The sequence below is a fragment of the Halomonas nitroreducens genome (assembly GCF_003966155.1).
In the GTDB taxonomy this organism is placed as follows: Bacteria; Pseudomonadota; Gammaproteobacteria; order Pseudomonadales; family Halomonadaceae; genus Halomonas; species Halomonas nitroreducens.
Window position 1 is genome coordinate 18,477 of sequence record NZ_RXNS01000003.1, and the last position, 25,059, is coordinate 43,535.

23 protein-coding genes are annotated in these 25,059 nt (G+C 66.9%); 9 read left to right on the plus strand and 14 right to left on the minus strand.

Going from position 1 to position 25,059, the window contains the following annotated elements:
• Positions 1-92: 92 nt before the first annotated feature.
• From EKG36_RS03795 to EKG36_RS03815, 5 genes are read left to right on the plus strand one after another with little or no spacing between them, the layout of a single operon-like run.
• Positions 93-2,624, plus strand: coding sequence for an ABC transporter substrate-binding protein (locus EKG36_RS03795; RefSeq protein WP_126481207.1), 2,532 nt, complete (start codon positions 93-95; stop codon positions 2,622-2,624).
• Entirely contained in the window at positions 2,621-3,748 is a 1,128-nt protein-coding gene (locus tag EKG36_RS03800) for an ABC transporter permease (protein ID WP_126481209.1), read from the plus strand. Before EKG36_RS03795 ends, EKG36_RS03800 begins: the two co-directional genes overlap by 4 nt.
• Positions 3,745-5,097 (plus strand): ABC transporter permease, encoded by a 1,353-nt coding sequence (locus EKG36_RS03805; protein WP_126481211.1) that lies wholly within the window; start codon positions 3,745-3,747, stop codon positions 5,095-5,097. The genes EKG36_RS03800 and EKG36_RS03805 overlap by 4 nt, the downstream gene beginning before the upstream one ends.
• Positions 5,097-6,083 carry an ABC transporter ATP-binding protein gene (locus EKG36_RS03810; protein WP_126481213.1) on the plus strand — a complete coding sequence of 329 codons (987 nt, stop codon included), beginning with the start codon at positions 5,097-5,099 and terminating at the stop codon, positions 6,081-6,083. The genes EKG36_RS03805 and EKG36_RS03810 overlap by 1 nt, the downstream gene beginning before the upstream one ends.
• On the plus strand, positions 6,080-7,090 hold the full coding sequence (locus EKG36_RS03815; RefSeq protein ID WP_126481215.1) for an ABC transporter ATP-binding protein: 1,011 nt from the start codon (positions 6,080-6,082) through the stop codon (positions 7,088-7,090). The genes EKG36_RS03810 and EKG36_RS03815 overlap by 4 nt, the downstream gene beginning before the upstream one ends.
• Positions 7,091-7,488: 398 nt before the next feature.
• Here EKG36_RS03815 and EKG36_RS03820 read toward each other — a convergent pair whose 3' ends face one another.
• The 4 genes from EKG36_RS03820 to EKG36_RS03835 all read right to left on the minus strand — a co-directional run bounded on the left by EKG36_RS03820 (position 7,489) and on the right by EKG36_RS03835 (position 9,607).
• Positions 7,489-8,061, minus strand: a complete 573-nt coding sequence (locus EKG36_RS03820) for a DUF6037 family protein (RefSeq protein ID WP_126481217.1) — start codon at positions 8,059-8,061, stop codon at positions 7,489-7,491.
• A 97-nt stretch (positions 8,062-8,158) separates the two neighbouring features.
• Positions 8,159-8,653, minus strand: a complete 495-nt coding sequence (locus tag EKG36_RS03825) for a P-loop nucleotide/nucleoside kinase family protein (RefSeq protein ID WP_126481219.1) — start codon at positions 8,651-8,653, stop codon at positions 8,159-8,161.
• An 81-nt stretch (positions 8,654-8,734) separates the two neighbouring features.
• Positions 8,735-9,154 carry a GFA family protein gene (locus EKG36_RS03830; RefSeq protein ID WP_126481221.1) on the minus strand — a complete coding sequence of 140 codons (420 nt, stop codon included), beginning with the start codon at positions 9,152-9,154 and terminating at the stop codon, positions 8,735-8,737.
• Between the two features lie 117 nt (positions 9,155-9,271).
• Positions 9,272-9,607, minus strand: a complete 336-nt coding sequence (locus EKG36_RS03835) for a hypothetical protein (RefSeq protein ID WP_126481223.1) — start codon at positions 9,605-9,607, stop codon at positions 9,272-9,274.
• A 755-nt stretch (positions 9,608-10,362) separates the two neighbouring features.
• On the opposite strand from EKG36_RS03835, the gene EKG36_RS03840 reads away from it, so the two are divergent.
• Positions 10,363-11,328 carry an integron integrase gene (locus EKG36_RS03840; protein ID WP_126481225.1) on the plus strand — a complete coding sequence of 322 codons (966 nt, stop codon included), beginning with the start codon at positions 10,363-10,365 and terminating at the stop codon, positions 11,326-11,328.
• A gap of 557 nt (positions 11,329-11,885) precedes the next feature.
• Here EKG36_RS03840 and EKG36_RS03845 read toward each other — a convergent pair.
• The 5 genes from EKG36_RS03845 to EKG36_RS03865 form a co-directional block, all read right to left on the minus strand.
• Positions 11,886-14,621 carry a cation-transporting P-type ATPase gene (locus EKG36_RS03845; RefSeq protein ID WP_126481227.1) on the minus strand — a complete coding sequence of 912 codons (2,736 nt, stop codon included), beginning with the start codon at positions 14,619-14,621 and terminating at the stop codon, positions 11,886-11,888.
• A gap of 133 nt (positions 14,622-14,754) precedes the next feature.
• Positions 14,755-15,720, minus strand: coding sequence for a universal stress protein (locus tag EKG36_RS03850; protein ID WP_126481229.1), 966 nt, complete (start codon positions 15,718-15,720; stop codon positions 14,755-14,757).
• On the minus strand, positions 15,717-17,381 hold the full coding sequence (locus EKG36_RS03855) for a cation:proton antiporter (protein ID WP_126481652.1): 1,665 nt from the start codon (positions 17,379-17,381) through the stop codon (positions 15,717-15,719). Before EKG36_RS03855 ends, EKG36_RS03850 begins: the two co-directional genes overlap by 4 nt.
• 195 nt (positions 17,382-17,576) lie before the next feature.
• Entirely contained in the window at positions 17,577-18,374 is a 798-nt protein-coding gene (locus EKG36_RS03860) for an alpha/beta fold hydrolase (RefSeq protein WP_126481231.1), read from the minus strand.
• Positions 18,375-18,493: 119 nt separating this feature from the next.
• Positions 18,494-18,976, minus strand: a complete 483-nt coding sequence (locus EKG36_RS03865) for a GNAT family N-acetyltransferase (RefSeq protein WP_126481233.1) — start codon at positions 18,974-18,976, stop codon at positions 18,494-18,496.
• A gap of 193 nt (positions 18,977-19,169) precedes the next feature.
• Between EKG36_RS03865 and EKG36_RS03870 the strand changes: the two genes are divergently transcribed.
• Both EKG36_RS03870 and EKG36_RS03875 read left to right on the plus strand, forming a co-directional pair.
• Positions 19,170-20,075 (plus strand): cation diffusion facilitator family transporter, encoded by a 906-nt coding sequence (locus EKG36_RS03870; RefSeq protein WP_126481235.1) that lies wholly within the window; start codon positions 19,170-19,172, stop codon positions 20,073-20,075.
• An 83-nt stretch (positions 20,076-20,158) separates the two neighbouring features.
• Positions 20,159-20,560 carry a RidA family protein gene (locus EKG36_RS03875; RefSeq protein ID WP_126481237.1) on the plus strand — a complete coding sequence of 134 codons (402 nt, stop codon included), beginning with the start codon at positions 20,159-20,161 and terminating at the stop codon, positions 20,558-20,560.
• 14 nt (positions 20,561-20,574) lie between these two features.
• Here EKG36_RS03875 and EKG36_RS03880 read toward each other — a convergent pair whose 3' ends face one another.
• Positions 20,575-21,603 (minus strand): GlxA family transcriptional regulator, encoded by a 1,029-nt coding sequence (locus tag EKG36_RS03880; protein WP_126481238.1) that lies wholly within the window; start codon positions 21,601-21,603, stop codon positions 20,575-20,577.
• 110 nt (positions 21,604-21,713) lie between these two features.
• Here EKG36_RS03880 and EKG36_RS03885 point away from each other — a divergent pair, with 110 nt between their 5' ends.
• On the plus strand, positions 21,714-22,799 hold the full coding sequence (locus EKG36_RS03885; protein WP_126481240.1) for a class I SAM-dependent methyltransferase: 1,086 nt from the start codon (positions 21,714-21,716) through the stop codon (positions 22,797-22,799).
• An 86-nt stretch (positions 22,800-22,885) separates the two neighbouring features.
• Here the strand turns inward: EKG36_RS03885 and EKG36_RS03890 are convergent, their stop codons facing one another.
• The 4 genes from EKG36_RS03890 to EKG36_RS03905 form a co-directional block, all read right to left on the minus strand.
• Positions 22,886-23,362 carry a VOC family protein gene (locus tag EKG36_RS03890; protein ID WP_126481242.1) on the minus strand — a complete coding sequence of 159 codons (477 nt, stop codon included), beginning with the start codon at positions 23,360-23,362 and terminating at the stop codon, positions 22,886-22,888.
• Positions 23,363-23,463: 101 nt separating this feature from the next.
• The gene (locus EKG36_RS03895; protein WP_126481244.1) at positions 23,464-23,817 is read right to left on the minus strand and encodes a DUF1428 domain-containing protein; all 354 of its coding nucleotides are present in this window, start codon (positions 23,815-23,817) and stop codon (positions 23,464-23,466) included.
• A complete protein-coding gene (locus EKG36_RS03900) occupies positions 23,814-24,191 on the minus strand; it encodes a YciI family protein (protein ID WP_126481246.1) in 378 nt (125 codons plus the stop codon). Before EKG36_RS03900 ends, EKG36_RS03895 begins: the two co-directional genes overlap by 4 nt.
• A 17-nt stretch (positions 24,192-24,208) precedes the next feature.
• The gene (locus EKG36_RS03905) at positions 24,209-25,030 is read right to left on the minus strand and encodes a YciI family protein (protein WP_126481248.1); all 822 of its coding nucleotides are present in this window, start codon (positions 25,028-25,030) and stop codon (positions 24,209-24,211) included.
• Positions 25,031-25,059: the final 29 nt, after the last annotated feature.

The window sequence follows — 25,059 nt, forward strand, 5'->3', positions numbered from 1 at the left end:
GCCGGAGACCAGGGGTTCTGTCCCCGCTTGCTGAACTCGCCTAGGGTGTAGGGAAAGGCAGGCAACCGGAGGTCGTGACGGACGGTGCAACGATGAGAGGTCTGTGGCTTCTTGGCGCCACACTGATCCTGGTGGGCATGGTCGCGGTGGCGCTGCATCAACCGGCACCGTCGTCCGCGCCGGCCATGGGCCAGGAGAGCACGGCGGCGGATCTCCGCTCGCGACGCGGGGCGCTGGTGGATCAGGTCGTGTTCACCCGCGAGGACGAGGCGGGCCGCGTCACGGGCCTGATCGAGGCGGGTACCCGCCAGGTCTTCACCCAGGGTATCTCCAATCCCGGCGTCTTTCGCCGGCTGCGCGATTCGCTGGCCGCCGGCTACGACCTCTCCTACGGCACCTCCAGCGAACTGACCCTGAACCCGGCCGGGCCGGAGCTGGCCGACGGCAGCCTCAATCCCTTTCATGTGCCGGCCATTCGCGAGGCGCTCAACCGCCTGGTGGATCGCGACTATATCGCCCAGGAGCTCTATGGGGGCCTCGCCGAGCCGCGTTTCCTGCCGCTCTCCACCGCCTTTCCCGACTATACGCGCCTGGCCGCCACGGCCCGCGAGCTGGAGCTGCGCTACGCCCATGACCCCGACGCCGCCCGCGAGGTGATCCACCGCGAGATGGCCGCACTCGGCGCGCAGCTTCGCGAGGGCGTGTGGCACTACGAAAACGAGCCGGTGCGCCTGATCGTGCTGATCCGCACCGAGGACCAACGCCGCCAGGTCGGCGACTATGCCGCCAATCTGCTGGCAGAGGTGGGCTTCGTCGTCGAGCGCCGCTATCGCACCGCCGAGGAGGCCTCACGCATCTGGATCGCCACCGACCCCAGAGCCGGGCGTTGGCATCTCTATACCGGAGGCTGGATCAGCATCGTCATCCAGCGCGATCAGGCAGAGGTCTTCAGCTTCTACTACACCCCCCGCGGACGGGCCGAACCCCTGTGGCAGGCCTACGAGCCGGCCCCGGCATTCGACGAGCTCGCCGAGCGCCTGCAGCGCCGTGACTACCGCAACTGGGAGCAGCGCCAGGCGATGATGGCGCGGGCCCTGGAGCTGGCCATGCAGGATTCGGTGCGGATCTGGCTCGTCGACCAGCTCAACGCCTCGGCGCGGGCCGCCAACGTCGAGGTGGCCGTCGATCTCGCCGGCGGGCTCGCCGGCTCGGCGCTATGGCCCTACACCCTGCGCTATGCCGACCGGGTGGGCGGACGCATGGTGTTCGGCACGCCGGGACTCTTGACCGAGCCGTGGAACCCGGTGGCGGGCAGCAACTGGATCTTCGACCAGATGATCATGCGCGCGACCCAGGACCCGGTGGCGCTGCCCGACCCCTTCACCGGGCTTTTCCGTCCCCAGCGCATCGCGCGGGCCGCAGTGACCGTGCAGGACGACGTGACGATCGCGCGCAGCCTCGACTGGTTGAGCGTCTCGACGGCGGAGGAGATCGTCGTGCCGGAGGCGGCCTGGATCGATTGGGACGTCGAGGCGGGTCGCTTCGTCAGCGTCGGCGAGGCGCACGACGCCCCCGTCACCGCCCGCACCCGGGTCCGGGTGCGCTACGACGCCGACCTGTTCGAGCAGCGCTGGCACGACGGCTCGCCGCTGTCGCTGGCCGACTTCGTGCTGCCGTGGATACTGACCTTCGAACGGGCCGACGAGGCGAGCCGGCTCTTCGACCCGGCCTACCTGCCCACCTTCGAGGTCTTCCGGCGCCACTTCCGCGGCTGGCACCTCGTCTCCCGCGACCCGCTGGTCATCGAGATCTACAGCGATCAGGGCTTTCCCGATGCCGAGACCCTGGTGGCCACCCGCGCGCCCGCGCCGCAGCCGTGGCACGCGCTGGCCCTGGGGGTCTTCGCCGAGCGCCAGGGGGAGCTGGCGTTCTCCTCCAACAAGGCGGACCGACGGCGGGTGGACTGGATGAGCCTGGTGGCCGGGCCCAGCGTGCCGATCCTCGCGCGCCACCTCGAGTGGGCCCGCGACCGCACGGCCTCGCCCTTCCCCGGCATGCTCGACGAGCTGCTCGACGAGGAGGAGATCACCGCCCGCTATCGGGCGCTCGCCGACTGGCATGCCAAGCGCGGTCATTTCTGGATCGGCAACGGCCCCTTCCTGCTCGATTCGGTCCACCCCGTGGCAGGCAGCCTGGTGCTCGAGCGCTTCCGCGACTTCCCCGACCCGGCCGACAAGTGGCAGGGCTTCACCCGTCCCGCGATTCCGGAGCTCGACCTCGACGGCCCCCTGGTCACGGCGCCCGACCCCGCAGACGGGGCCGGCGCGGCGACGTTCCGGCTGGCGGTGACCCTCGAGGGCAAGCCCTACCCGCCGCAGGCGATCGATCGGGTGCAGTTCCTGCTCTTCGATGGCCGCGGGACGCTGGTCGAGCGCGGCGAGGCCGAGCCGAGCGGCGACCCCGGGCGTTGGCGGATCGCCCCGTCGCCGGCGACGCTCGCCGCCCTGGGCGTCGGGGCCAACCGCCTGGAGGTCGCCGTGACCAGCCACCGCGTGGCCCTGCCGGCCTTCGCCTCCCACGTCTTCGCCACGGTGCCGCCCGGGGGCACGGAGGCCTCGCCATGAGATCCCGACAGGGAGCGGCCGCCCCCGAGCCCGCGGCCCACCGCGGCGGGTGGCGCGACCTGCGCCGGCTGCTGTTCTACACGGTCAAGCGGCTGCTGGCGCTGTTCGTCACCGTGCTGGTCGGGGTCTACCTGACCATCGTCATCGCCAACATGGGGGGCCAGGTGGACGAGCTGCGCCGCGTGCAGATCCGCAGCGAGGCCGCCGAGGCGGTACGCGCCGATCCTGCCTTCCAGGACATGCCTGCCGAGGAGCGCAACGCGCTGATCGAGCGGCAGGTGGCGCTGGAAGTGGAGCGGCTGCGTCTCGACGAGCCTTTCCTGGTGCGCAGCGTCGACTACCTGCAGCAGGCGTTGCGTCTCGACCTGGGGCGTGCCGAGCAGATGCACAGCGACCGGGGCTCCCGCGACGTCTACGCCATCATCGTCGAGCGCCTGCCGGCGACCCTGCTGCTGTTCGGCACCGCCAACCTGCTGGTCTTCTTCGTCTCGGTGTTCGTGGCCCTGTTCCTGTCGCGGCGCTACGGCAGCGCGCTCGACCGCAGCGTGGTCGCCCTGGCCCCGACCTCGGCGGCGCCGGGCTGGTTCTACGGCATCTTCCTGATCCTGGTCTTCGCCTTCGTGGCGCCGCTGCTGCCCGCCGGCGGCATGGTGGCCGTGCCGCCGCCGGAAGACGGCTGGGCCTACGCCGCCAGCGTGGTACGGCACATGCTGCTGCCGGTGGCGGCCATGTTCCTGTCGCAGATCTTCATCTCCATCTATTCCTGGCGCACCTTCTTTTTGATCCACTCCAGCGAGGACTACGTGGAGATGGCCCGCGCCAAGGGCTTGCCGTCGCGGCTCATCGAGCGGCGCTACATCCTGCGCCCGACCCTGTCGCCGATCGTCACCAGCTTCCTGCTGATGCTGATCGGGCTATGGAGCGGCGCCATCATCCTCGAGCAGGTGTTCAACTGGCCGGGGCTGGGCTCGCTGCTCTTCCGGGCCATCGGCTACCGCGATACCCCGGTGATCATCGGTGGCGTGGTGATCTTCGCCTACCTGCTGGCCGCGACGGTGTTCGTGCTCGACATCCTCTACGCGCTGCTCGACCCGCGCGTGCGCCTGGAAGGAGAACGGCGATGACGGTCTCGCGCTGGCGGGAGGGCTGGCGGGAACTGCGCCGCTATCCCTCCGCGCTGCTGGGGCTCGCGATCATCGCCGCCCTGGTGGCGCTGGCGCTCTACACGCCCATCGCCATCCCCTACGGCGAGGCGCTGGCCAAGTGGCGCGGCAGCGAGGCGTGGCAGCGCAATCCCGTCAATGCCGCCCCGCTGTGGCTCGACCGCCTCACCGGCGGCGAGGCGCCGCGCACCCTGGTCGTCGAAAGCGAGATGGCGCCGGTCGAGGAGCACGCTTTCGCCGGCGGGCGCCGCCTGCGCATCCCGCTGGCCTTCGACTTCGAGGCCGGCGGCTTTCCCAGCGAACTGAACCTCTTCCTGCGCGCCCCGGGCCATGCGCAGCCGCCCTTCGCGCGACTGACGTGGCAGACACCCGACGGACGCGAGCTGGGGCTGGGCGGCTATCGCATCGGCGCGCGGGAGCGCATCTCGCTTTCCCAAGACCGGGCGCTGGAGCGTCGGCTGGGCGGGCTGGTGCCGCACATCGGCCTGCTGGCCAAGCCGGGGTCCGCAGCGGCGCCGGGCGCCGAGCCGCGGGTGCTGCCCGGGCGCTATACGCTGCTGCTGGACGTGCTGGTCTTCGACGAGGCGGCGGCCTTCGACGCCGAGCTGGTGCTCTACGGCCGGGTGCACGGCATCGCCGGCACTGACCACCAGCGCCGCGACCTCAGCCTGGCGCTGATGTGGGGCACCCCGGTGGCGCTCGCCTTCGGCCTGCTGGCAGCCGTGGGCACCACCGTCACCACCCTGGTGATCGCCGCCGTGGGGGTCTGGTATCGCGGCTGGGTCGACGCCACCATCCAGCGCCTCACCGAGGTCAACATGATCCTGCCGATCCTGCCCATCCTGGTGATGGTCGGCACCCTCTACTCGACCAGCATCTGGCTGATGCTCGGCGTGGTGGTGGTGCTGGGCATCTTCAGCGCCGGCATCAAGATGTACCGGGCGATGCTGCTGCCGATCCGCGAGGCGCCCTACATCGAGGCGGCCCGCGCCTACGGGGCGAGCAACGCGCGCATCGTGCTGCGCTACCTGATCCCGCGCATCCTGCCGGTGTTGATCCCCACCTTCGTCACCCTGATCCCCACCTTCGTGTTCCTGGAGGCCTCACTGGCCGTGCTGGGCCTGGGCGACCCGCTGCTGCCCACCTGGGGCAAGGTGCTCAACGATGCCCAGTCGCAGAGCGCGCTCTACAACGGCTATTACTACTGGGTGGTGTCGCCGGCGGTGCTGCTGATGCTGACCGGGCTGGGCTTCGCCATGCTCGGCTTCGCGCTGGACCGTGTCTTCAACCCGCGGCTGAGGAGCCTGTGATGCGCGACCGGACGCTGCTGCGCGTGGAGGCGCTGGAGCTGCACTACCAGACCCGGCAGGGGGCGGTGCATGCCGTCGACGGCGTGAGCTTCGACCTGCACCGCCAGGAGGCGCTGGTGGTGCTCGGTGAATCCGGCTGCGGCAAGAGCTCGCTGGCCAAGGCGCTGATGCGCCTGCTGCCGCGCAACGTCCACCACACGGCAGGCCGGGTCAGCCTGGACGGCGTCGACGTCACGGCGCTGCCCGACGAGCGCTTCCGCCGCGAGGTGCAGTGGTCGCGCATGGCGCTGGTCATGCAGGCCTCGATGAACGCCCTCAACCCCGTGGTGCGGGTCGGCGAGCAGGTCGCCGAGCCGTTGCGGGTGCTACGCGGCTGGCCCCGGGGCAAGGCCCTGGCCCGGGCTGCGGAGGTGTTCGAGCTGGTAGGGGTGGCCACGGACTTCCTGGCCCGCTACCCCTTCGAGCTCTCCGGCGGCATGCGCCAGCGCGCCGTGCTGGCCATGGCGCTGGTCGCCGAGCCGGCACTGGTAATCCTCGACGAGCCCACCTCGGCCCTCGACGTGCTCACCCAGGCGAGCATCATGAACGCCCTGAAGCGGGTCAAGCGCGAGCTCGGCACCAGCTTCATCCTGATCACCCACGACGTGGCCACCTCCAGCGAGCTGGGGGACCGCGTGGCGCTGATGTATGCCGGCCAGTTCGTCGAGGTGGCCGATGCCGAGCGCTTCTTCACCGCCCCGGCACACCCCTACTCGCAGATGCTGATGGCCAGCGTGCCGCGCCTGCGCCAGCGGGCCCGCCCCGAGGCGATCCCCGGCGAGCCGCCGAGCCTGGCCGCCCCGCCCGGTGGCTGTCGCTACGCCGAACGCTGCCCGTACCGCTTCGCGCGCTGCGCCCAGGACCCGCCCGCCTTCCGGCTCGGCGAACGCCACCGGGCGCGCTGCTGGCTGCACGCCGACGACGCCCAGGCCGGAGGTAGCGCATGACCTCGCCCCGCGACCCTCGGGCCGAGGAGGCCAAGGCGCCGCTGATCGCCGCCCGCGACCTGCACACCTGGTTCGAGCTGCGCCAGTGGGGCTTTTTGCGCGTGGGCGCGGTGCGCGCCGTGGACGGGGTCGAGTTTGCCCTAGCGCCTGGCGAGGCGGTGGCCTTCGTCGGCGAGAGCGGCTGCGGCAAGAGCTCGCTGGCGCGTACCCTGCTCGGGCTGCACCGTCCCACCCGCGGCGAGGTGCGCTTCGCCGGTCGCTCGCTCGGCGACCTCCAGGGGCGCGCGCTCAAGGCCTACCGGGCCGAGGTGGGCTACGTGCAGCAGGACCCCTACGGGGCGCTGCCGCCCTTCCTGGACGTGCGGCGCATCCTCGCCGAGCCGCTGATCGTCCACGGCGTGCGCGACCGCGCCGAGCGCGAGCGGCGCATCCGCGCGGCCCTGGAGGAGGTGCGCCTGTCGCCGGCCGAGGCCTTCCTCGGCCAGTTCCCGCACATGCTCAGCGGCGGCCAGCAGCAGCGGGTGGTGATCGCCCGGGCGCTGATCCTCGTCCCGCGGCTGCTGATCGCCGACGAGCCGGTCTCGATGCTCGACGCCTCGGTGCGGGTGGAGATCCTCGAGCTGTTGCGGCACATCCAGCGCGAGCGAGGGCTGACGCTGGCCTTCATCACCCACGACCTCTCCACGGTGCGCCACTACGCCGAGCGGATCTTCGTGATGTACGCCGGGCGCCTGGTGGAAAGCGCGCCGGTGGACGACCTGCTCGATCACCCCCAGCACCCCTACACCCAGGCGCTGCTCGCCGCCATCGCCGACCCCGACGCCGCCAACGCCACCCGGCTGCGCGAGGTGCCCGCCGGCGAGCCCCCGAGCCTGCTGCACCCGCCGGCGGCCTGTCGCTTCCACCCGCGCTGCCCGCACTTCATGGCCGGGCTGTGCGACGTCGAGGATCCCCCCGACTTCGAACCGCGCCGCGACCACCGCTCGGCCTGCTGGCTGCATCGGTGAGCGGTGGCGCCGGTACGGCGGGCAATAGGCCAAGACCACTCCAACGAGAAGCCCCCGAGCCGGCTGACCGACTCGGGGGCGATGTCTCGGGGCAACGATGGGCCAGCGACTCATGCGTGCGCGGCCAGGGGCGCGCGCCGCGTGCAGCTTCTTGTCGCTCTCGATCAAGCGACGGTGCTTCTCGAGAACTTCCAGCTGCTGTGGGTTGAGGTCAGGCCGTAAAAAACGCACCCTCCCGTTCACCGAGCCGACCACGGTACTACCGCGGGTAGGATGGCATCGTGGTGATGCAGGGAAGTGCCAATGGAGCAATTCCTAACGCAAAGCTTTGCGGCAATTTTGGAGCCGCGAAGCGGTGTAAAAATTGTCCGGCAACAGCGAATTGTTATGAGTGAATTTCACGGTAACGTAAAATCCTTTGCAGCTTTCTTATTATCAGTCCAGCAGCTGCTAATATTCTTTTGTTTACACCTCTCAAAGGCTTTCTCCCCTAACAGCCTTCTTGTTTTTTCAAGGTTCAAGACGCCTACTTGCTCTCCGCGTTTGGTATTGTCTCGCCAGCCGAGAAAGTAAATCTTGTCAGCCTCTTCCGAAACTGAGCGATAATCTGCAACTTCGTGTGGTGCCGCCTTTTGTGCTGCAATCGCTTGATTTGGGATATTTTCGCTGAATTCTTTAAAGAAGCCCCAAGGACTGAAAGGCCTATCTGGATCGTATTCTAGCCCCAGGATACGGCAGAGCTCTTTGTAGGTGTCACGATCAAGCTTTGGATCAATCTCGAAACCTCTTTCCACCACTATCTCAAAGCTGAAATTTTCGGATTTCACTCCAAAAAGAAGAACAAAGGGGCTTTCATCAACAAAAAAGAAAACATCAAACAGTGCTTTCCCAGACCTGTAGGAGAAGCGGTATCGGTCAATATCTTGAGACCTCATGCTCCGGTACAGATCGACGAGTCCTTCTAATTTCATTAACTGACTCCATCCTTACTCATAACGCCCGCAGCACTCGCGGCTTTGTAGTGGAGGCGAAGCCACAACGAAAAAGCCGTCGCCCTGCCTGCGATTGTTATGCATTTGCCGCAATTACGGTTGTGTTGAACCCTTCATCAAGTGTGGGTGCAACAAAGTACTTTGTAACCATCTCAAACATCTCTTCCGTATCAGTTTCCGCTCTCTGTGGATGTTCTATCCGCCTTTTTGCGATTTGCCCCAAGCAAACCTCATCTGGCTGGTCGATGTAAATTAATTCATGTGGAGCCTGGATCTCTGAAAAAATGCTTTTAAACCACTCTCGCTGTGGAATTGTATTTGCCGGAAAATCCATTACCACGTTGGTTCCAGACGCCAAGATCGATTGAACCAGTTTCTTCATTTGAGGCTTAAGACGGCCAGAATATTCAATGTAATCATCTAAGGTCTTGATGCTATTCGGATAAATTGATGAAAGCCACTCGTCTTCTGAGAGCAGTACGGCGTTTCGCTCTTGGGAGATTTCACGAGACTTTGTAGTTTTCCCTGCCCCCATTTTTCCACAGAAAAACGTCAGTACTCCTTTTTTCATTTCTTACCTCGTATTGCATAACGCTTTTGTTTAGCGGCGCCCCGACAGGGGCGTCCGGTGGAGGCCGCAGGCCGGAACGAACTACAACAACTTGTTAAGTGATTCCAGGCCCTCAGGCCCACCATCCAGTCGAACACACTCGACAGACTCTTGCTCCCAAGGGGCGGCGGACTTTGTATGGAGATGAACAGATATCCTCGAAGCGACTGGTTCATCAAGCAAGCCGGCAGGAATCCAAACCATTCCACTGTCTCGCAGGCTATTGGGAACCGGACTCCCACACACTGAACAAAAATCGCTTCGGAAACCACTGGGCTTGTTGTAGGACCTAATATCGCTTTCACCTGACACCCAGCGAAAAGCAGCGGCCTGCACAAAGGTAGCAGCATTAGCTGTCGCTCCAGTGGCTTTGCGGCACAACGAACAGTGACACTGATAGAGGTTTCGAATCTCCCCTTCGATTTCGAACTTCACGTTTCCGCAGAGACATTCACCTTTCATCGATCAATCCTTTTACACTTAACGCGAAGCACAGCGGCGATCTTGGAATGGCGACAAAGGAGCCATGGAAAGGGCGTCCGGCGGCCATCGGCCGCGTACTGGTGCGAATTGTTATGGTCAGAATGTTGTATCCGCGACGGCGTACATTTTCCATCCATCGACCGTTTTTGTGAAAGCATAAAATCCATGAACACTCTCAATTCTTGAACCATCTTTTCTGCATCTGACAGCAGAGGCAACTGCATGGGCTTCACTATCGTTGACAGCTGTAACCTCAAATTTCCAATCGACAGAATGATCCCAACCCTTTTCCTCTTTAAGGCTTTTGGGGTCTATAGGATAGGAATCGCACATTGTCACCGTGCCGTTTTTAATGTACGCGATTGGATACTTGACCATCTTATCGATTAGCGCAACGTCGTTACTCTTAAACCCAGCAACATAGTTTTCCATGTAAGTCTCGTGCACTTCAGACCTTAACTCTTCGAACGACATACCACCTCCTCAATATGAGCCATAACGCCTGCATCACCGGACCGCTTTACTTTGGTTTAGCACTGCGCGAAGCTTGTCGTAGCGCTGGGATAAAGCAAAGTAAAGTGGGTCCGGTGCATGCACTTGTTAGCCGCTTTACCGTTATTGGTTGAACACACTGAGTTTTGACGTTGCACTATGCTCTCCAAGCTGTAAACAGAACTGGTTTAGTCTTGACCATGCTGACGTGCGCCAAACCACTATTCACTATATTCGACTGCATGCTGTAAGGGGAGCAGCCGTCTTACGGCCACGGCAATTTGTACTGCACTGCTGTTACTCATAAAGCTAATGACCAGTTAAACCGTTCGAAATCATTCGCTTTGTAAATATCACCAGGCTAGATTACCAATCAACGATTTTGACTCGCCGAATACAGAAACCGAATCTGTTCTCCGTGAGTTACGACTTGAGTCATTTTTCGACTGACGATATTGGAGAATGCCAATGCTTTCTTGGACCGCGGCTAACAGTGATTAGACGGAACGCTCTGATATTGAATGAACGTGCCGGCACGTTCAACAATGTTATCTAGCGCGCCATTCTGCAACTAACCCATTGATATCAAGTAACTCTAAGAATAGCTCGGCTACCTATGCAGGATTCACACGCTTGCGCGTTTTGCCAGAGCCAATAATACTGTATGCATATCCATGCACCGGGAGGGGCACCGTATGGATACGCAGAGCAAGCCGCCGAAGCTGATGGACCGGGTGAAGGCCACCATGAGGGTGAAGCGCTACAGCCCACGTACCGAGAAGACCTACTGCTACTGGATACGCTTCTTCATCCGATTCCACGGCATGCGGCATCCCTCCGGCATGGGTGCCCCCGAGATAAAGGCCTTCCTGGAACACCTTGCGGTGGAACGCCATGTGGCGGCGGCAACACAGAACCAGGCCCTGAACGCCCTCGTCTTCCTCTATCGCCACGTCCTCGAGCAGCCCTTGGGGGAAATCGGTGAATTCTCACGCGCGAGGCGGCCTCGCCGGCTGCCGGTGGTGCTATCTCACGAGGAAGTGTTGCGTGTGCTGAGCCACCTGTCTGGCCCCATGCACCTGATGGGAACCTTGATGTACGGCTCGGGGCTTCGCCTTATCGAAACATGCCGGCTACGTGTCCGGGACATCGACTTCGAACGCCAGGTCATTACGGTGAGAGCCGGCAAAGGCGATAAGGATCGCACTACCTTGCTCCCGACCACTTGTATTTCCTCCTTGCAGAAGCAGCTCACCACCGCCACACATCAGCTTGAATACCGCCTTCATCATGGCCAAGTGCCGGTGACGCTGCCCCATGCGCTGGATCGCAAGTACCCCAATGCGGGAATCTCTCTGGCCTGGCAGTGGCTCTTCCCTGCCTCCCGCCCCTGCTGCGACATGGACGGCAAGGTGGTACTTCACCATGTCCACCCATCGGCGGTACAGAAGGCCGTCAAACACGCCATGCGGGCCGCCTCGCTGCCGCGCCCCGGTTCTTGTCACACCCTGCGACACAGCTTCGCCACCCAGTTGCTGAACCAGGGCACGGATATCCGCACGGTTCAGGAATTACTCGGGCACAAGAGCGTGGAAACCACCCAGATCTACACGCATGTGCTGGGCAAGGGCTTTGCCGGCGTGCGCAGTCCCCTGGGGTAAAGGACCCTCAGGGACGCCGGGCACGCTACCGCCTGACCCACCTGCATGATGCGATGGCGCTCCTGCCATCTCCTGCGGTAGTCCCTGCGCGCTCCCTTGGTGGCCATCTTCCGCGGCCTTATCAGGCCAGACTAATCAAGGTCCGGCGCCAGCGCAAAAGTCGCCTGCAAAATGTGCCAAAAGGGGCGTGCGAGGCACGGAAGTGCGTCATTCCTCTTCGACTTTCGGTGAGTTCCTGCTTACTCGGCCAGGCGTAGGACACGGGTGGGCGAGTGGTGATCGGGCATCCGGTATCCGGCGAATCGCGCCGTCGTGGCGTGTCGCTGGATGGCCATGGGCGAGAAGGCGCCCCATACACGGAATGCCCAGGATGGGCCTCAGCCCCCGCAGCTCGAGGGGACTATTGGCCCCGGGCAGCACGGAGCGCCTTTCGCGCAACAAGTGGCGCTCCCACGAAACCCCATCCGGTGGCCGCGTCCCTTGCGTCGAGGTCAGGGCGTGGATGCGAAGTCACTGTCGGGGCCGGCGCATCCCGTCACGCGACCTCTCGCCCGTCGTCAGCCGCCATCGGACCGGTGGCGGCCGGCGGCACGGCGCAGCCAGAGCTTCTCCACTTCCAGCACGGCGAACAGGCCGACGCCGATCAGCACGATCTCGACGCCGTGGACGAAGTCCACCGGCCGGGTGTCGAAAAAATGGTTCATGAAGGGCGCGTAGGTGAAGGTCAGCTGCAGCAGGGCCACCACGGCGACGGCGAGGATGGCCGCGCGGGAATTGAACATGCGCTCCCAGGTCAGGGAGGGCGTGCGCAGGAAGCGCACGCTGAACAGGTAGAAGATCTCCATCAGCACCAGGGTGTTGACGGCATAGGTACGCGCCTCCTCCAGGCTCGCCCCCTCGGCCAGCGCCAGGCGGAAGATCCCGAACACGCCGGCCGCCATCAACGCCGCCACCAGGGCGATGCGCCACAGCAAGAAGCTCGAGATCATGGCCTCGTCGGCCGGCCGGGGCGGGCGGCGCATGGCATCCGGCTCGGTGGCCTCGAAGGCCAGCGCCATGGCCAGCGCCACGGAGCTGACCATGTTGACCCAGAGGATCTGCACCGGGGTGATCGGCAGGGTGAGGCCGAACAGCACCGCGATCAGGATGCTGATGGCCTCCCCGCCGTTGATGGGCAGCAGGAAGACGATCGCCTTCTTCAGGTTGTCGTAGACGGTGCGGCCCTGTTCCACGGCGCGGACGATGGAGGCGAAGTTGTCGTCGGCGATGACCATCTCCGCGGCCTCCTTGGCCGCCTCGGTCCCCTTGCGGCCCATGGCGATGCCGACGTCGGCCCGCTTCAGGGCGGGGGCGTCGTTCACGCCGTCGCCGGTCATGGCGACGATCGCGCCCTGGGCCTGCAGGAGGGTGACCAGGCGCAGCTTGTGCTCGGGGCTGACCCGGGCGTAGACGTCCACCTCCCCGACGCGCCGGGCCAGCGCGTCGTCGTCCATGCGCTCGAGCTGCTGCCCGGTGATCACCTCGTCGGCGTTGGCAAGATGCAGCTGGCCAGCGATGGCCCGGGCGGTGCCGGCATGGTCCCCGGTGATCATCTTGACGCGGATCCCCGCCGCCCGGCAGTCGGCGACGGCGCGGATGGCCTCTTCCCGGGGCGGGTCGATCAGGCCCAGCAGGCCGAGCAGCACCAGGCCCGATTCCACGTCGGCGAAATCCACCTCCTGGGCATGGGACGGCATGGCCTTGCAGGCCACCGCCAGCACACGCTGCCCGTCCGCCGCCAGGGCCTCGATGTGGCCTTCCCAGGCCTCGGGGTCCAGCACCTCCTCGCCCTGCTCGCCCCACACGGCCTGGCAGGCGCGCAGCACCGCTTCCGGGGCGCCCTTGACGTAGACGAAGGCCTGCCCCCGGTGGTCGTGGTGCAGGGTGGCCATGAACTTGTGCTCGGCATCGAAGGGAATGAGATCGGTGCGCGGGTTCGCGGCGCGCTCGTCGTCGGCCTCCAGGCCGCCCTTCAGGGCGGCGGTGATCAGCGCCCCCTCCATGGGGTCGCCATGCACCTGCCAGTCGCCGTCCGAGCCTTCCAGGGTGGCGTCGTTGCAGAGCAGGCCCGCCCGCAGCAGCCGCGTCAGCCAGGGATGGCATGCCGGGTCGAGGGTCTCGTCGCCGCGCCGGAAGCCGCCACGCGGGCGATAGCCCTCGCCCTCCACCGTGCAGTGGCCCGCCCCCGTGACCAGGCTGCGAACCATCATCTCGTTGCGGGTCAGGGTGCCGGTCTTGTCGGAGCAGATCACCCCGAGCGAGCCGAGGGTTTCCACCACCGGCAGGCGGCGGATGATCGCCTGGCGACCGGCCAGTCGCTGGACGCCGATGGCCAGGGTCACGGTGAGGATGGCCGGCAGGCCTTCGGGGATGACCGCGACGGCCAGGCCCACCACCGTCATGAAGCTCTCGCCGGGGGCCATGCCGCGCCACAGGGTGCCGAACAGGAAGATCAGGGCGGCCAGCCCCAGGACGGCGCCGGTCAGCCAGCGCGAGAAGGTCGCCATCTGGCGCAGCAGGGGCGTGGTCAGGGTCTCGACCTGCGACACCAGGCGGCTGATGCGGCCGATCTCGGTGTCCGCCCCCGTCCCCACCACGATGCCGGTCCCCTGGCCGTGGGTCACCAGGGTGCCGGAGTAGGCCATGCCGAGGCGATCACCGAGCACCGCCTCGCCCGCCACCGGCTCGGTGACCTTTTCCTGGGCCACCGACTCGCCGGTCAGCGCCGCCTCCTCGATCTGCAGGCCCCGGGCGCGCCACAGCCGCATGTCGGCCGGCACCCGGTCGCCGGCCTGCAGCAGCACGATGTCACCGGGCACCAGGTCCTCCGCCGGCAGGGTGTACTGGCGCCCCTCGCGCCGCACCATGGCCCGGGCGGAGAGCATGTCGCGAATCGCACGCAGGGCGTCCTCGGCCTTGCCCTCCTGGACGAAGCCGATGACCGCGTTCACCAGCACCACCCCCAGGATCACCGCCGTGTCCACCCAGTGGCCGAGCAGGGCCGTGATCAGGGCCGCGCCGAGCAGCACGTAGATGAGCAGGTTGCGGAACTGGGCCAGGAAGCGGCTCAGCGCACTGCGGGGCTTGGCCTCGGGCAGGCGGTTGGGGCCATGGCGCTCGCGGCGGCGGGTCACCTCCGGCTCGTCCAGCCCCGACTCCGGCGCGACGGTCCAGTGCTCCGCCACGGCCTCGGCCGGCCGGGCATGCCAGTCCGGCGTGGCCGAGCGCGCTTGATCCCGCCATGCCTCGTTCATCGCGCTCCCCTCCCTAGCCGGCCTGTAGGAGATCGACGCCAACCGACGGGCGGCGCCCTTTTCGTCAATCTACGCCAGGGTTGCCGGGGGCTTGCGACCTGGATCAAGGTTCGGTGACGTTGCCCGGGCCGGGTCACGCCAGGGTAACCGGCGAGACGAACCCCGGCGGCTTCAGCGCCAGCACCGAACACTGCAATTGATAGAGCACCGCCTCGGCCGTGTTGCCGATGATGAAGCCGGGGATGCCGGTTCTCGCCACCGTGCCCATCACCACCAGGTCCGCCTTCAGCTTCCCGACCAGTTCGGGAATCTGCTTCTTCGCCGATCCCATGGGCAGGTGGACCCGCGGCGAGAGGTAATCATAGGCGTCCGCGCCGATGCGCTCGCGAAGCCGATGCGTCAGCCTGTCCATGCCGACCTGGTGGCGGGACTGCTCGCCCTCGACGATGTGTCGCTCCGTCGTGTCGGGATCATCGGCCCAGAGGCCCACGAAGCCGGCCTCCGGTGCATCCCAGGCATGTACCAGGTGAAGCTCGGCGAAGTCGGACACCGCCACGGAGCTGGCCATTTCCAGGATGCTGTCGTTCAGCGCCTGCTCGCCGGGCACGACACGGTGGACATCGACATCCACGGCCGCGACGATGCGCCGGTAGTTGGCCTTTTCCTCGGGCGTCATCAGCCAGACCGGGCAGGGACACTTGCGCATCAGGTGCATGTCGTCGCTGCCGAACAGCAGGCGGCTCCACTCCGGGTTCTCCGCCGTCTTGATCACCAGATCATGGTCATCCCGCAGCACGGCCCGGATGACCTCGATAAAGGTGATCCCGGTCAGCACCTCGATATGGCAGGCGATCCGGTCGGCATGGGGCAGGATCAGCGACTCGATCCATGTCCGGCGCTCGGCGATCACCGCATCCCGGAACTCGATGGCCGACGGCCCCCGGGGCGCCAGCGAGAGATCCAGCATCTCCTCGGGGATGACATCGATGAGGGTCAGCATCGCCTGGTTATTCTCCGCCAGCGATACCGCCCGGGCGAGTCCCGCCTCCTGGGGGGCCGAGGGCTCGATGACATAGAGGATGCTCTTGAAACGTTTCATGCGTTCTCCCCTTCCCGAGGTTCCACCGACGATTGGGAGGCCATCACCCGGATGGCCGCTTCTCTTGCCGCGTCGGCATAGGGCACCAGCACCAGGTCCACGCCGTCCTGGGCGAAGCGCCGCACCTCCCGCTGATGGGAGACGGCGATCGCGACCTTGCCCGTGAACCCTTGCTGGCGCAGGCCATGCAGGAGCAGGCGATTGATGGCGGGGTCCCGGAGGGTGCTGACAACCCAGCGCGCCTGGTGCAGCGGCAGGGTCGCCAGGAACTCCGGATCTTCGGCGTCGCCGTAACAGACCCGGTAGCGATCCCGCGCATGTTGCCGGACGGTGGTGGGATCGAAGTCTACCGCCAGGAGACGACAGCCCCGCTCCCTGAGGTCTGCCGCGAGTGCCGCGCCGTAGCGTCCCAGCCCGATCAGCAGGACATCCACCTCGTTGTTGGCCTCCGCCAGGCTGTCGAGTTCCCGGTGCGGCACCTGGCGCTCGAAGATCGACAGCCTGGGGGCCATCCGCTCATAGAGGGCGTGCGAATAGAGGATCATGTAGGTGGACACGCTGATGGTGATCAGGCCGACGAGGGTGATCAGCCCGACCGTCTCCTCTTGCAGGTGCCCGAGTGTCAGGCCCATCGCCGCCAGGATCAGGGAGAACTCGCTGATCTGGGCCACCGTGAGGCCGGCGAGAAAGCCCGTGCGCTTGCGATAGCCCATGTAGCCCATGATCGCCATGACGATCAGCGGATTGCCGATCAGCACGAAGAGCGACAGGATCGCCGAGGCCCCTAGCTGGGCCCCCAGGGTGCCGAGGTTCAGGGTAGCCCCCAGTTCGATAAAGAAGAACAGCAGCAGGAAGTCGCGCAGGCTCACCAGCCGCGAGGCCACCTGTTCGCGATAGGGGGTCGAGGCGATGGACACCCCGGCGAGAAAGGCCCCCACCTCCTTGCTGAAGCCGAGGAGCTCGCCGCCCATGGCGCCGATCACCGCCCAGGCGATGGCGAAGAGCATCAGCAGTTCCGAGGAGTGGGCCAGCCGATGCAGCAGCCCCGGCAGGACGTAGCGCATCAACAGGGCCAGCCCCGCCAGCATGGCCCCACCCGTCAACAGCACCCTCAGGGCCTCCCCGCCCATGCTGACGTCACCGTCGGCCTGCCCGTAGGCGGTCAGGCCGATCATCACCAGGACCACCACGATGTCCTGCACGATCAAAAAGCCGACCGCGATACGCCCATGCAGGGCATCCACCTCGCGCTTGTCGGACAGCAGCTTGACGATGATGATGGTGCTGGAGAAGGTCAGGGCGACGGCCACGTAGAGGGCGGTCACCGGCGACATGCCGAGCCCCAGCGCGATCAGATAGCCCACCGCCGAGGTGAACACCACCTGCCCGAGGCCGGAGGCGAGCGCCACCGGCCCCACGGTCCGGATGATGTGCAGGTCGAGCTTCAGTCCCACCACGAACAGCAGCAGGGCGATGCCCAGCCGGGCGAACAGCTCGATCTCGGTGCGCTGCTCCACCAGGCCGAGGCCCGATGGCCCGAGCAGGATGCCCACGCCGATAAAGGCGACAATCAGCGGCTGGCGCAGCCACTGCGCCAGTACGCCCCCCAGCACGGCGAGGCCGAGGATCATCCCGATCTGGGCAAACACGCTCTCGAGCATCACGACGGCCTTCGTAGCGAAAAGAGCAACCTACTGATTGTGCTAGCTTTTCATCCCCCCTTTCATCTGCACCCGAGAATATAATCTAGCCCGTTGCGGGCGATTTGGCCCGGCAAGATCGCGAGGTGGCCCGGGGGCTTGTCGAGGGGCGAGGCATGAGAGTTGGTCGGCCCAGGCGGGATGGCCGGCGTCCGCTCAGCGCCGGAGGCTGGTCACAAACTCGGCGATGGCCTCGTTGACCTGTGCCGGCTGCTCGAGGGCCGTCAGATGCCCGGCGCCCGGGATCACCGTGAAGACGGAATCGGGCAAGCGGTCGTGAATCCGGCGAGAGAGCGCCACCGGCAGGGAGCGATCCTCCTCCCCCACCAGAACCAGGGCCGGCACGCGAATCTCATGCAGGCGATCGAGCACCGAGTCCCGCTGGATCAGTGCCTCCAGGCCCATCAGCATGGAGGGGACGTGGTTCTCGGCCACCCTCGCCTTCCACTCGTTGACCAGGGGACGGTTCTCCCGCCGGGTGGTGGCACCGAACATCAGTTTCGCGATGGACGGCAGCAAGGGGCGAAAGCCGAAGGCACGCGCCCCGGCGCCCATGGCGCGGTACTTGACCTTGTGCCAGGCAGTTTCCGCGCCGGCATCCGTATCCATCAGGATGAGGCCGGCCACCCGGCCCGGGTGGCTGAGCGCGGCGCGCAGCGCCACCATCCCGCCGATCGACAGGCCGCACCAGATCGCCCGCTCGATGCCGAGTTCATCCAGTACGGCGATAACGTCCGAGACGGCGTCGTACAGCGTGAACGGCTCCGAGAGATGGCTGGAGTGTCCATGGCCGCGGAAATCGGGATTGATGACCCGGTAGTCACCCGCCAGCGCGGGAACCTGCGCGCGCCACATTTCCCCCGAACACAGAAAGCCATGGCCAAGGACGATGGGCAGCCCCGCCCCGCTTTCCGCGAAGGCGATCCGGACACCGCGATTCTCGACCTGGGGCATGCGTTTCTCCTCTGTATCGGCGATAGCTTGATCCTGTGCGTCAGGATGCCAGCCCCCTCCCTCCTGGCAAGCGGAGCCGGCAACAGCGAGCCTGACGCCCACCTGCGAAGCCACCTCGCTCAGGTCGAAGGCACGAGGTCGCGTTGCATGATGGTCACCGTCTCGCCGCGGTAGTCGCGCTCCTCGACGTCCTGCCAGCCCAGCCGCCGGTAGAGCGCCTGCTGGTCCGGGGTGTACAGGTAGCAGCGCTCGACCCCGTGGGCCCGGGCTTCCTCCTCCACCCGGCACACCAGCCGCGAGGCGATGCTGCGGCCGCGCCAGTCGGGCAGCACATAGACCGAGGCCAGCCAGGGCGTCAGTTCGCGGCGGTCGCTCATGTCGTCGACGACCAGGCTGGCCATGCCCACCGGCTGCTCGCCGTGCATGGCGGCGAATACCGAGGGCACTCCCGCCGGGCCGCAGTCGGCGCGGAAGTGGCCGATGGCGGCGGCCAGGTCGCGACCCGGATGCAGGTGGCCCCACTCGGCATGAGCCCAGCCGGCGAGGGTGGCGACATGGGGCGAGTGAACGTCGATACGGGCGAGATACAGGCCTGCGTCCATAGCGGGGGATTCCTGTCAGCGGTGCGTGGCGATGTCGGCTCCGCTGAGGGGGGGGGGCCGACTCGACGAGGCGCCCTAGTGTCCCGGTTCTCGCCGTCGCTCGCCAGCCCCCGGGAGCGACTCGCCATGGGCCTGCTCCCCAAGACCCGGGCACTCGGCTAGACTCGGGCTTTGGTCACCAGGGAAGATGTCCATGTCCGCCGCCCTCGAACAGCGCGCCCTCAAGGTCTCCATCGCCATGACGCTGGTCGTCGCCGGCCTCGGCGTGGTCTTCGGCCTGCTTGCCGGCTCCCGCTCGATCCTCTTCGATGGCGTCTTCTCCAGCCTCGATGCGGCGATGTCGGGGCTCGCGCTGGGGGTCTCGCGGCTGGCGGTGCGCGAGGCCAGCCGGCGCTTCCAGCACGGCTACTGGCACCTGGAGCCGCTGGTGGCCGCACTCAACGGCGCCATCCTGCTGTTGCTGTGCTTCTATGCCTTCCTCAACGCGGTGCAGGGGCTGATCGACGGCGGCCACCTGCTGGCCTTCGACATGGCCATCGGCTATGCCCTGGCGGTCACCCTCGTCTGCACGGCGATGACGCTGCACCAGCGGCGGCTCAACCGCGAGGCGGACTCGGAATTCGTGCGCATCGACATGCACGGCTGGCTGATGGCGGCGCTGATCACCGGCGCCCTGCTGGTCGCCTTCGCCATCGCCCTGTGGCTGCAGCAGACCCGCTATGCCCACCTCACGCCCTATGTGGATTCGCTGCTGCTGGCGGTGCTGACGCTGGGCTTCCTGCCGGTGCCCATCGGCATCGTGCGCCGGGCCATGAAGGAGATCTTTTTGATCGCGCCAAGCGCCGTCGACCGCGAGGTGCAGGCCACCATGGCGCCGGTGATGTGCCGCGAGGGGCTGCTCGACTACACCAGCCACGTCGCCAAGGCCGGCCGCGGCCACTTCATCGAGATCCATATCGTCACCCGGCCGGATTTCGCCGCCGGACGTGGCATGGGCGAGCTCGACGCGATCCGCGAGGCGATCGCCGCCGGGCTGAGCATCCCGCCGGAGCGGCGCTGGTTCACCGTGTCGTTCACTGCCGATCCGCGCTGGACCTGAGCCGGCCCGCCACACCGCGAGGAACAACGGCGGCGCCAGGCCTGTCGCAGGGACGAAGGCCAAGCGACAAGGAGGACGTCTGCATGCCGAAGTTCCACAACGATTCGACCCTGCCCAACCCCACCTTTCCCGGCAGCCACGTGGTGCTCGACGAGGACTACGTGCACCTCTCGGGCCTCACCGCGGCAGACATCCAGGGCGGCGAGGCCGTGCTCGGCGATGTCGCCGAGGAGACCCGCTGGGTGATGCGCCGCATCGTGCATATCCTCGAGCAGGTGGACTGCCGGGCAGAGGATGCGGTGCGCGTCGACGTGCACCTCACCGACCTGGACCAGGTGGAGGACATGGACGCGGCCTACGCGGAATTCTTCGCGGCGCCAGACTATCCGGCCCGCACCTGCACCGAGTCGCCGCGGCTGCTGGGCGGCGCCAACGTGGAGATCACCCTGGTGGCACGGCGCCCCGAGGCGCAGGGCGGCGACTGAGCGGGCGCCCGGCCCTACTGCAGGCGCAGCCGCAGGCTGCGAAAGCGCCGACGATACTGGCTGGGCGTCAAGCCCACCCGGCGGCCGAACAGCCGCCGGAAGAAGCTCGGGTCGGCATAGCCGACCTCCTCGGCCACCTCGTCGATGGGCGCGTCACTGCTCTCCAGGCACTGCTTGGCCTCCTCGAGACGCAGGGTGTGCACATAGTCCATCGGCGTCATGCCGGTGGCCGCCTTGAAGCGCCGCTTGAAGGAGCGCTCGGTCAGCCCGCTGACCGCCACCATGCCGGCCACCGGCGAAGGGATCTCGTAGTGCTCGGCGATCCACACCTGGCAGCGGGCGATGCAGGCGTCCTCCACCTGGCGCGAACTGGAAAGGGTGGCATAGGGCTGTTGGCCCTCGCTGTGCCAGTCGATCAGATTGAGTCGCGCCAGGTGCATGGCCTCGTCCACGCCGACCAGCCGCGCGACCAGGAACAGCGCCAGGTCCTGCCAGGTGGTGCCGCCGCCGGCCATGACCAGCCGCTGCCCCTCGCCGCTGACCACCAGGCTGCGATGGGCATGCACCCGCACCCGGGGGAAGCGTTGCGCCAGGGCCTCGCAGTAGGCCCAGTGGGTGGTGGCGTCCTGATCGTCGAGCAGCCCCGCCTCGGCGAACAGCAGCGCACCGGTGCAGGCCGCCGCCATCAGCGCCCCGGCCGCCTGGCAGTCCCGCAGCCAGGCCATCTCGGGGGCGTAGCTCGCCAGGCTGGCACCGGGGGCGATCATCAGATCAGGCACGCATGCCGCCAGCGGCGCGGGGCACTCGCTCAGGGCCATGTCCGGGGCGATCCAGGCGCCATTGGCGGTGCGAAAGCCTCGGCCGTCCCGCGAGACGATCACCGGCTCGAGCAGCGGTTCCCCCGGGCGGCCGTGCATCAGCAGCTCCCAGTCGCGCCCCGCCGAGCCGAAGATGTCGTACATGCCGAACAGGGTCGAGGCGGTCACGTCGGGACCGGCCAGCAGCGCGATGATCGCCTTGCCTCGGATCTCGGGCTCAGGCATGGCAGAAACCCCTCGGTTGCGGCGCGATGCGCCTGACGGTGGGCGGCCTCCCGGTCGTATCGTGATCCTGGCCCCATCGCCAACACGCCAACGACAAGAGGAGCCCACTCATGTGCGATATCGCCCTTCCCACGACCCCGACGCCCCACACCGACGACTTCGAGTCACGGCTGGTCCAGGCCCTCAACCACGGCGGCCTGCTGCTGCTGACCTCGATCGGCCACCGCACCGGGCTGCTGGAGGCCCTGGCCGGCCAGCCGCCGCTCACCAGCCAGGCGCTGGCCGAGCGTACCGGTCTCCAGGAGCGCTACGTGCGCGAATGGCTCGGCGGCATGGTGGCGGCCGAGGTGGTCGAGACCGACCCGGACACCGCCGCTTACTGGCTACCGGACGAGCGCGCCGCGCTGCTCACCGAGCGGGGCGAGGCGAACCTGGCCGTCTATGCCCAGTTTATCCCCTTGCTGGGCAGCGTCGAGGACGAGGTGGTGCGCTGCTTCCATGACGGCGGCGGCGTGCCCTATTCCCACTATCCGCGCTTCCAGGAGGTGATGGCCAGCGACAGCGGCCAGACGGTGCTGCCGGCGCTGTTCGACGCCATCCTGCCGCTCGCCCCGGGCCTCACCGCGCGCCTGGAGGACGGTATCCGGGTGCTGGACTGCGCCTGCGGACGCGGTCGGGCGCTGCTGGCCCTGGCCGAGCGCTTCCCGGCCAGCCGCTTCGTCGGCTACGACCTCTCCGAGGAGACCATCGGCTGGGCGCGCGACCAGGCCGAGCGAGCCGGGCTGAGCAACCTGCGCTTCGAGGTCCGCGACCTCAGCGACTTCGACGCCACCGCCGAGCCCGGCGCCTTCGAGCTGGTCACCACCTTCGACGGCATCCACGACCAGGCCGCGCCACGCCGGCTGCTCGCGGGCATCCACCGCAGCCTGACCGAGGACGGCATCTACCTGGTGCAGGACATCCACGCCTCGAGCCACCACCACCTGGATCGTGAGCACCCGCTGGGGGCCATCCTCTATGCCGTGTCGCTCAGCCACTGCATGACCGTCTCGCTGGCCCAGGGCGGCGAGGGCCTGGGCACCATGTGGGGCCGGGAGCGCGCCCTGGCCTACCTGGAGGACGCCGGGTTCCGCGATATCCGCGTCCACCAGCTGGAGCACGATATCCAGAACGACTACTTCGTCTGCCGGCCCTGACCCGCAGCAGCATCGCTCGAACAACACTGGCCCGGCGACGCCCCTGGCGTCTCCGGGCCGGTGTTGTTCGAGCATGTGAGACAGGCTCAGCCGCCAGCGGCCGCGCGCTCCAGGTCGGCGATAATGAGCTTGCCCATGCCCATCATCGCCTCCATGGCCCGCCGGGCCCGCGCCGGGTCGGGGTCGCGCAGCAGCTCGTGCATGCGGGTGGGCACCACCTGCCAGCGGAGCCCCCAGCGGTCCTGGAGCCAGCCGCACTGGATCTCGCGGCCGCCCTCGGCCAGGGCCGCCCAGTAGCGATCCACCTCGGCCTGGTCCGCACAGTCGATGTGCAGCGACACCGCCTCGGTGAAGGGCATGCCGGGGCCGCCGTTCAGGCCGACGTAACGCGTCCCGGCCAGGGTGAACTCCACGAGGAGCACCGCGCCGGCCGGCACGCTCGGCGTGTCGGTGGGTGCGCGCACCACCCGCTCGATGCGCGAGTCGGGAAACAGCGAGACGTAGAAGCGGCCCGCCTCTTCCGCCTGACCGTCGAACCACAGGAAGGGCGTGATCTTCTGCATGGGGAATCCTCCCGGCAGGGGGGCCTGCCGCCGAAGATGAAACCTGGCCGGCATCCGCGGCACGAAAGGACTCGCCATGGACGCCGGCCACCGTCGGATGGCTACTCGTTCACCACCATCTCGAAGCCACCGTAGATCAGCCGCTGGCCGTCGAAGGGCATGGGATGGACCTCGGGCGACAGCCGCGCGTCCTCCATGAGCCGGGGCATGGCCTGGTTGCGTACCTCGCGGGACGGCCAGACCAGCCAGGAGAAGACCACCGTCTCGTCGGGCCCGCGCTGCACGGCCATGGGAAAGGAGGTCACTTCACCTTCCGGGACGTCGTCACCCCAGCACTCCACCACCTTGAGGGCACCGTATTCCTTGAAGACCATCGCCGCCTGTCGGGCGTGTTCGATGAAGGCCTGCCGATTGGCGGTGGGCACGGCGGCTACGAAACCATCCACGTAGCTCATGATGCGTCTCCTGTGTCGTCTCGGGGCGGCAGCTCGCGCACCGGGCGCACCTCGATGGTGCCGAAGCGCGCCGGGGGGATGCGGCCGGCCAGCCGCAGGGCCTCGTTGAGGTCGTGGGCCTCGAGCAGGTAGAAGCCCGCCAGCTGCTCCTTGGTCTCGGCGAAGGGGCCGTCGGCGACCAGCACCTCGCCGTCGCGCAGGCGCACGCTGGTGGCGCTGTCCACGGGTTGCAGGGCCCGGCCGGTCACGAAGTGGCCGGCGTCCGTCAGGCGCTCCACGCCGGCCACGCACTCCTGGTTGAGCGCATGCCACTCCGCCTCGCTCATGGCGTTGATCAACTGCTCCTGGTAGTACACCAATGCAACGTACTGCATGCTCCCTCCTCCCTGTGTCAGGGACACTCGTCGCTCGGGGTGGCGACCATCCAGTGCACGCCGAAGCGGTCGGTGGCCATGCCGAAGCCCTGCGCCCAGAAGGTGGCCTCGAAGGGCATCAGCACCTGGCCGCCCTCGGCCAGCCGCTGGAACACCTGTGCCGCCTGATCGACATCCGCGTAGTCGAGGAACACCTGGGCGCCCTGGGGCGCCTGGTAGCAATCGCCCATCATGTCGGCGCCCATCAGCCGATGGCCGCGAATATTCAGCGAGGCGTGGACCACCCGGTCGTGCCACTCCTGAGGCGCTTGCTCGGCGGCCGGCGTCTCGCCATAGGTCAGCACCGCCTCCAGGTGGCCGCCGGTGACCTCGGCATAGAAGGCCATCGCCTCCCGGCAGGTACCGGGAAAATTGAGGTGCACCTGCAGCGCCCGGGGCAGCCGCTGCTGGGCCAGGTGCTTGTCCAGGCCGGCGCCGGGGTCGAAGTCCTCCATGGTGAAGTAGCGGCGCAGCTCCAGGGTCACGTTGCCCTCGCCATCCTCCCGGGGCCAGTCCTTGGCCCACTCGATGGCCTCCTCGAGGGAGTCCACCTCGAGCACACTGTAGCCCGCCAGCAGCTCCCCGGTGGCCGGGAAGGGTCCCTGGATGACCCGGGGCTCGCCGCCGCGAAACTCGAGACGACAGCCCTCCCGGCTGGGGCGCAGGCCATCGCCGGTGACGAAGACCCCGGCCCGGATCAGCCGCTCGTTGTAGTCGCCCATGGCCTGCAGCAGCTCCTGGCTGGGCAGCACGCCCTGCTCGGTGTCCGCATCGGCCTTGCGCATCAGCATGTATCGCATGACATCACTCTCCTCGGTGGGTGGTACTC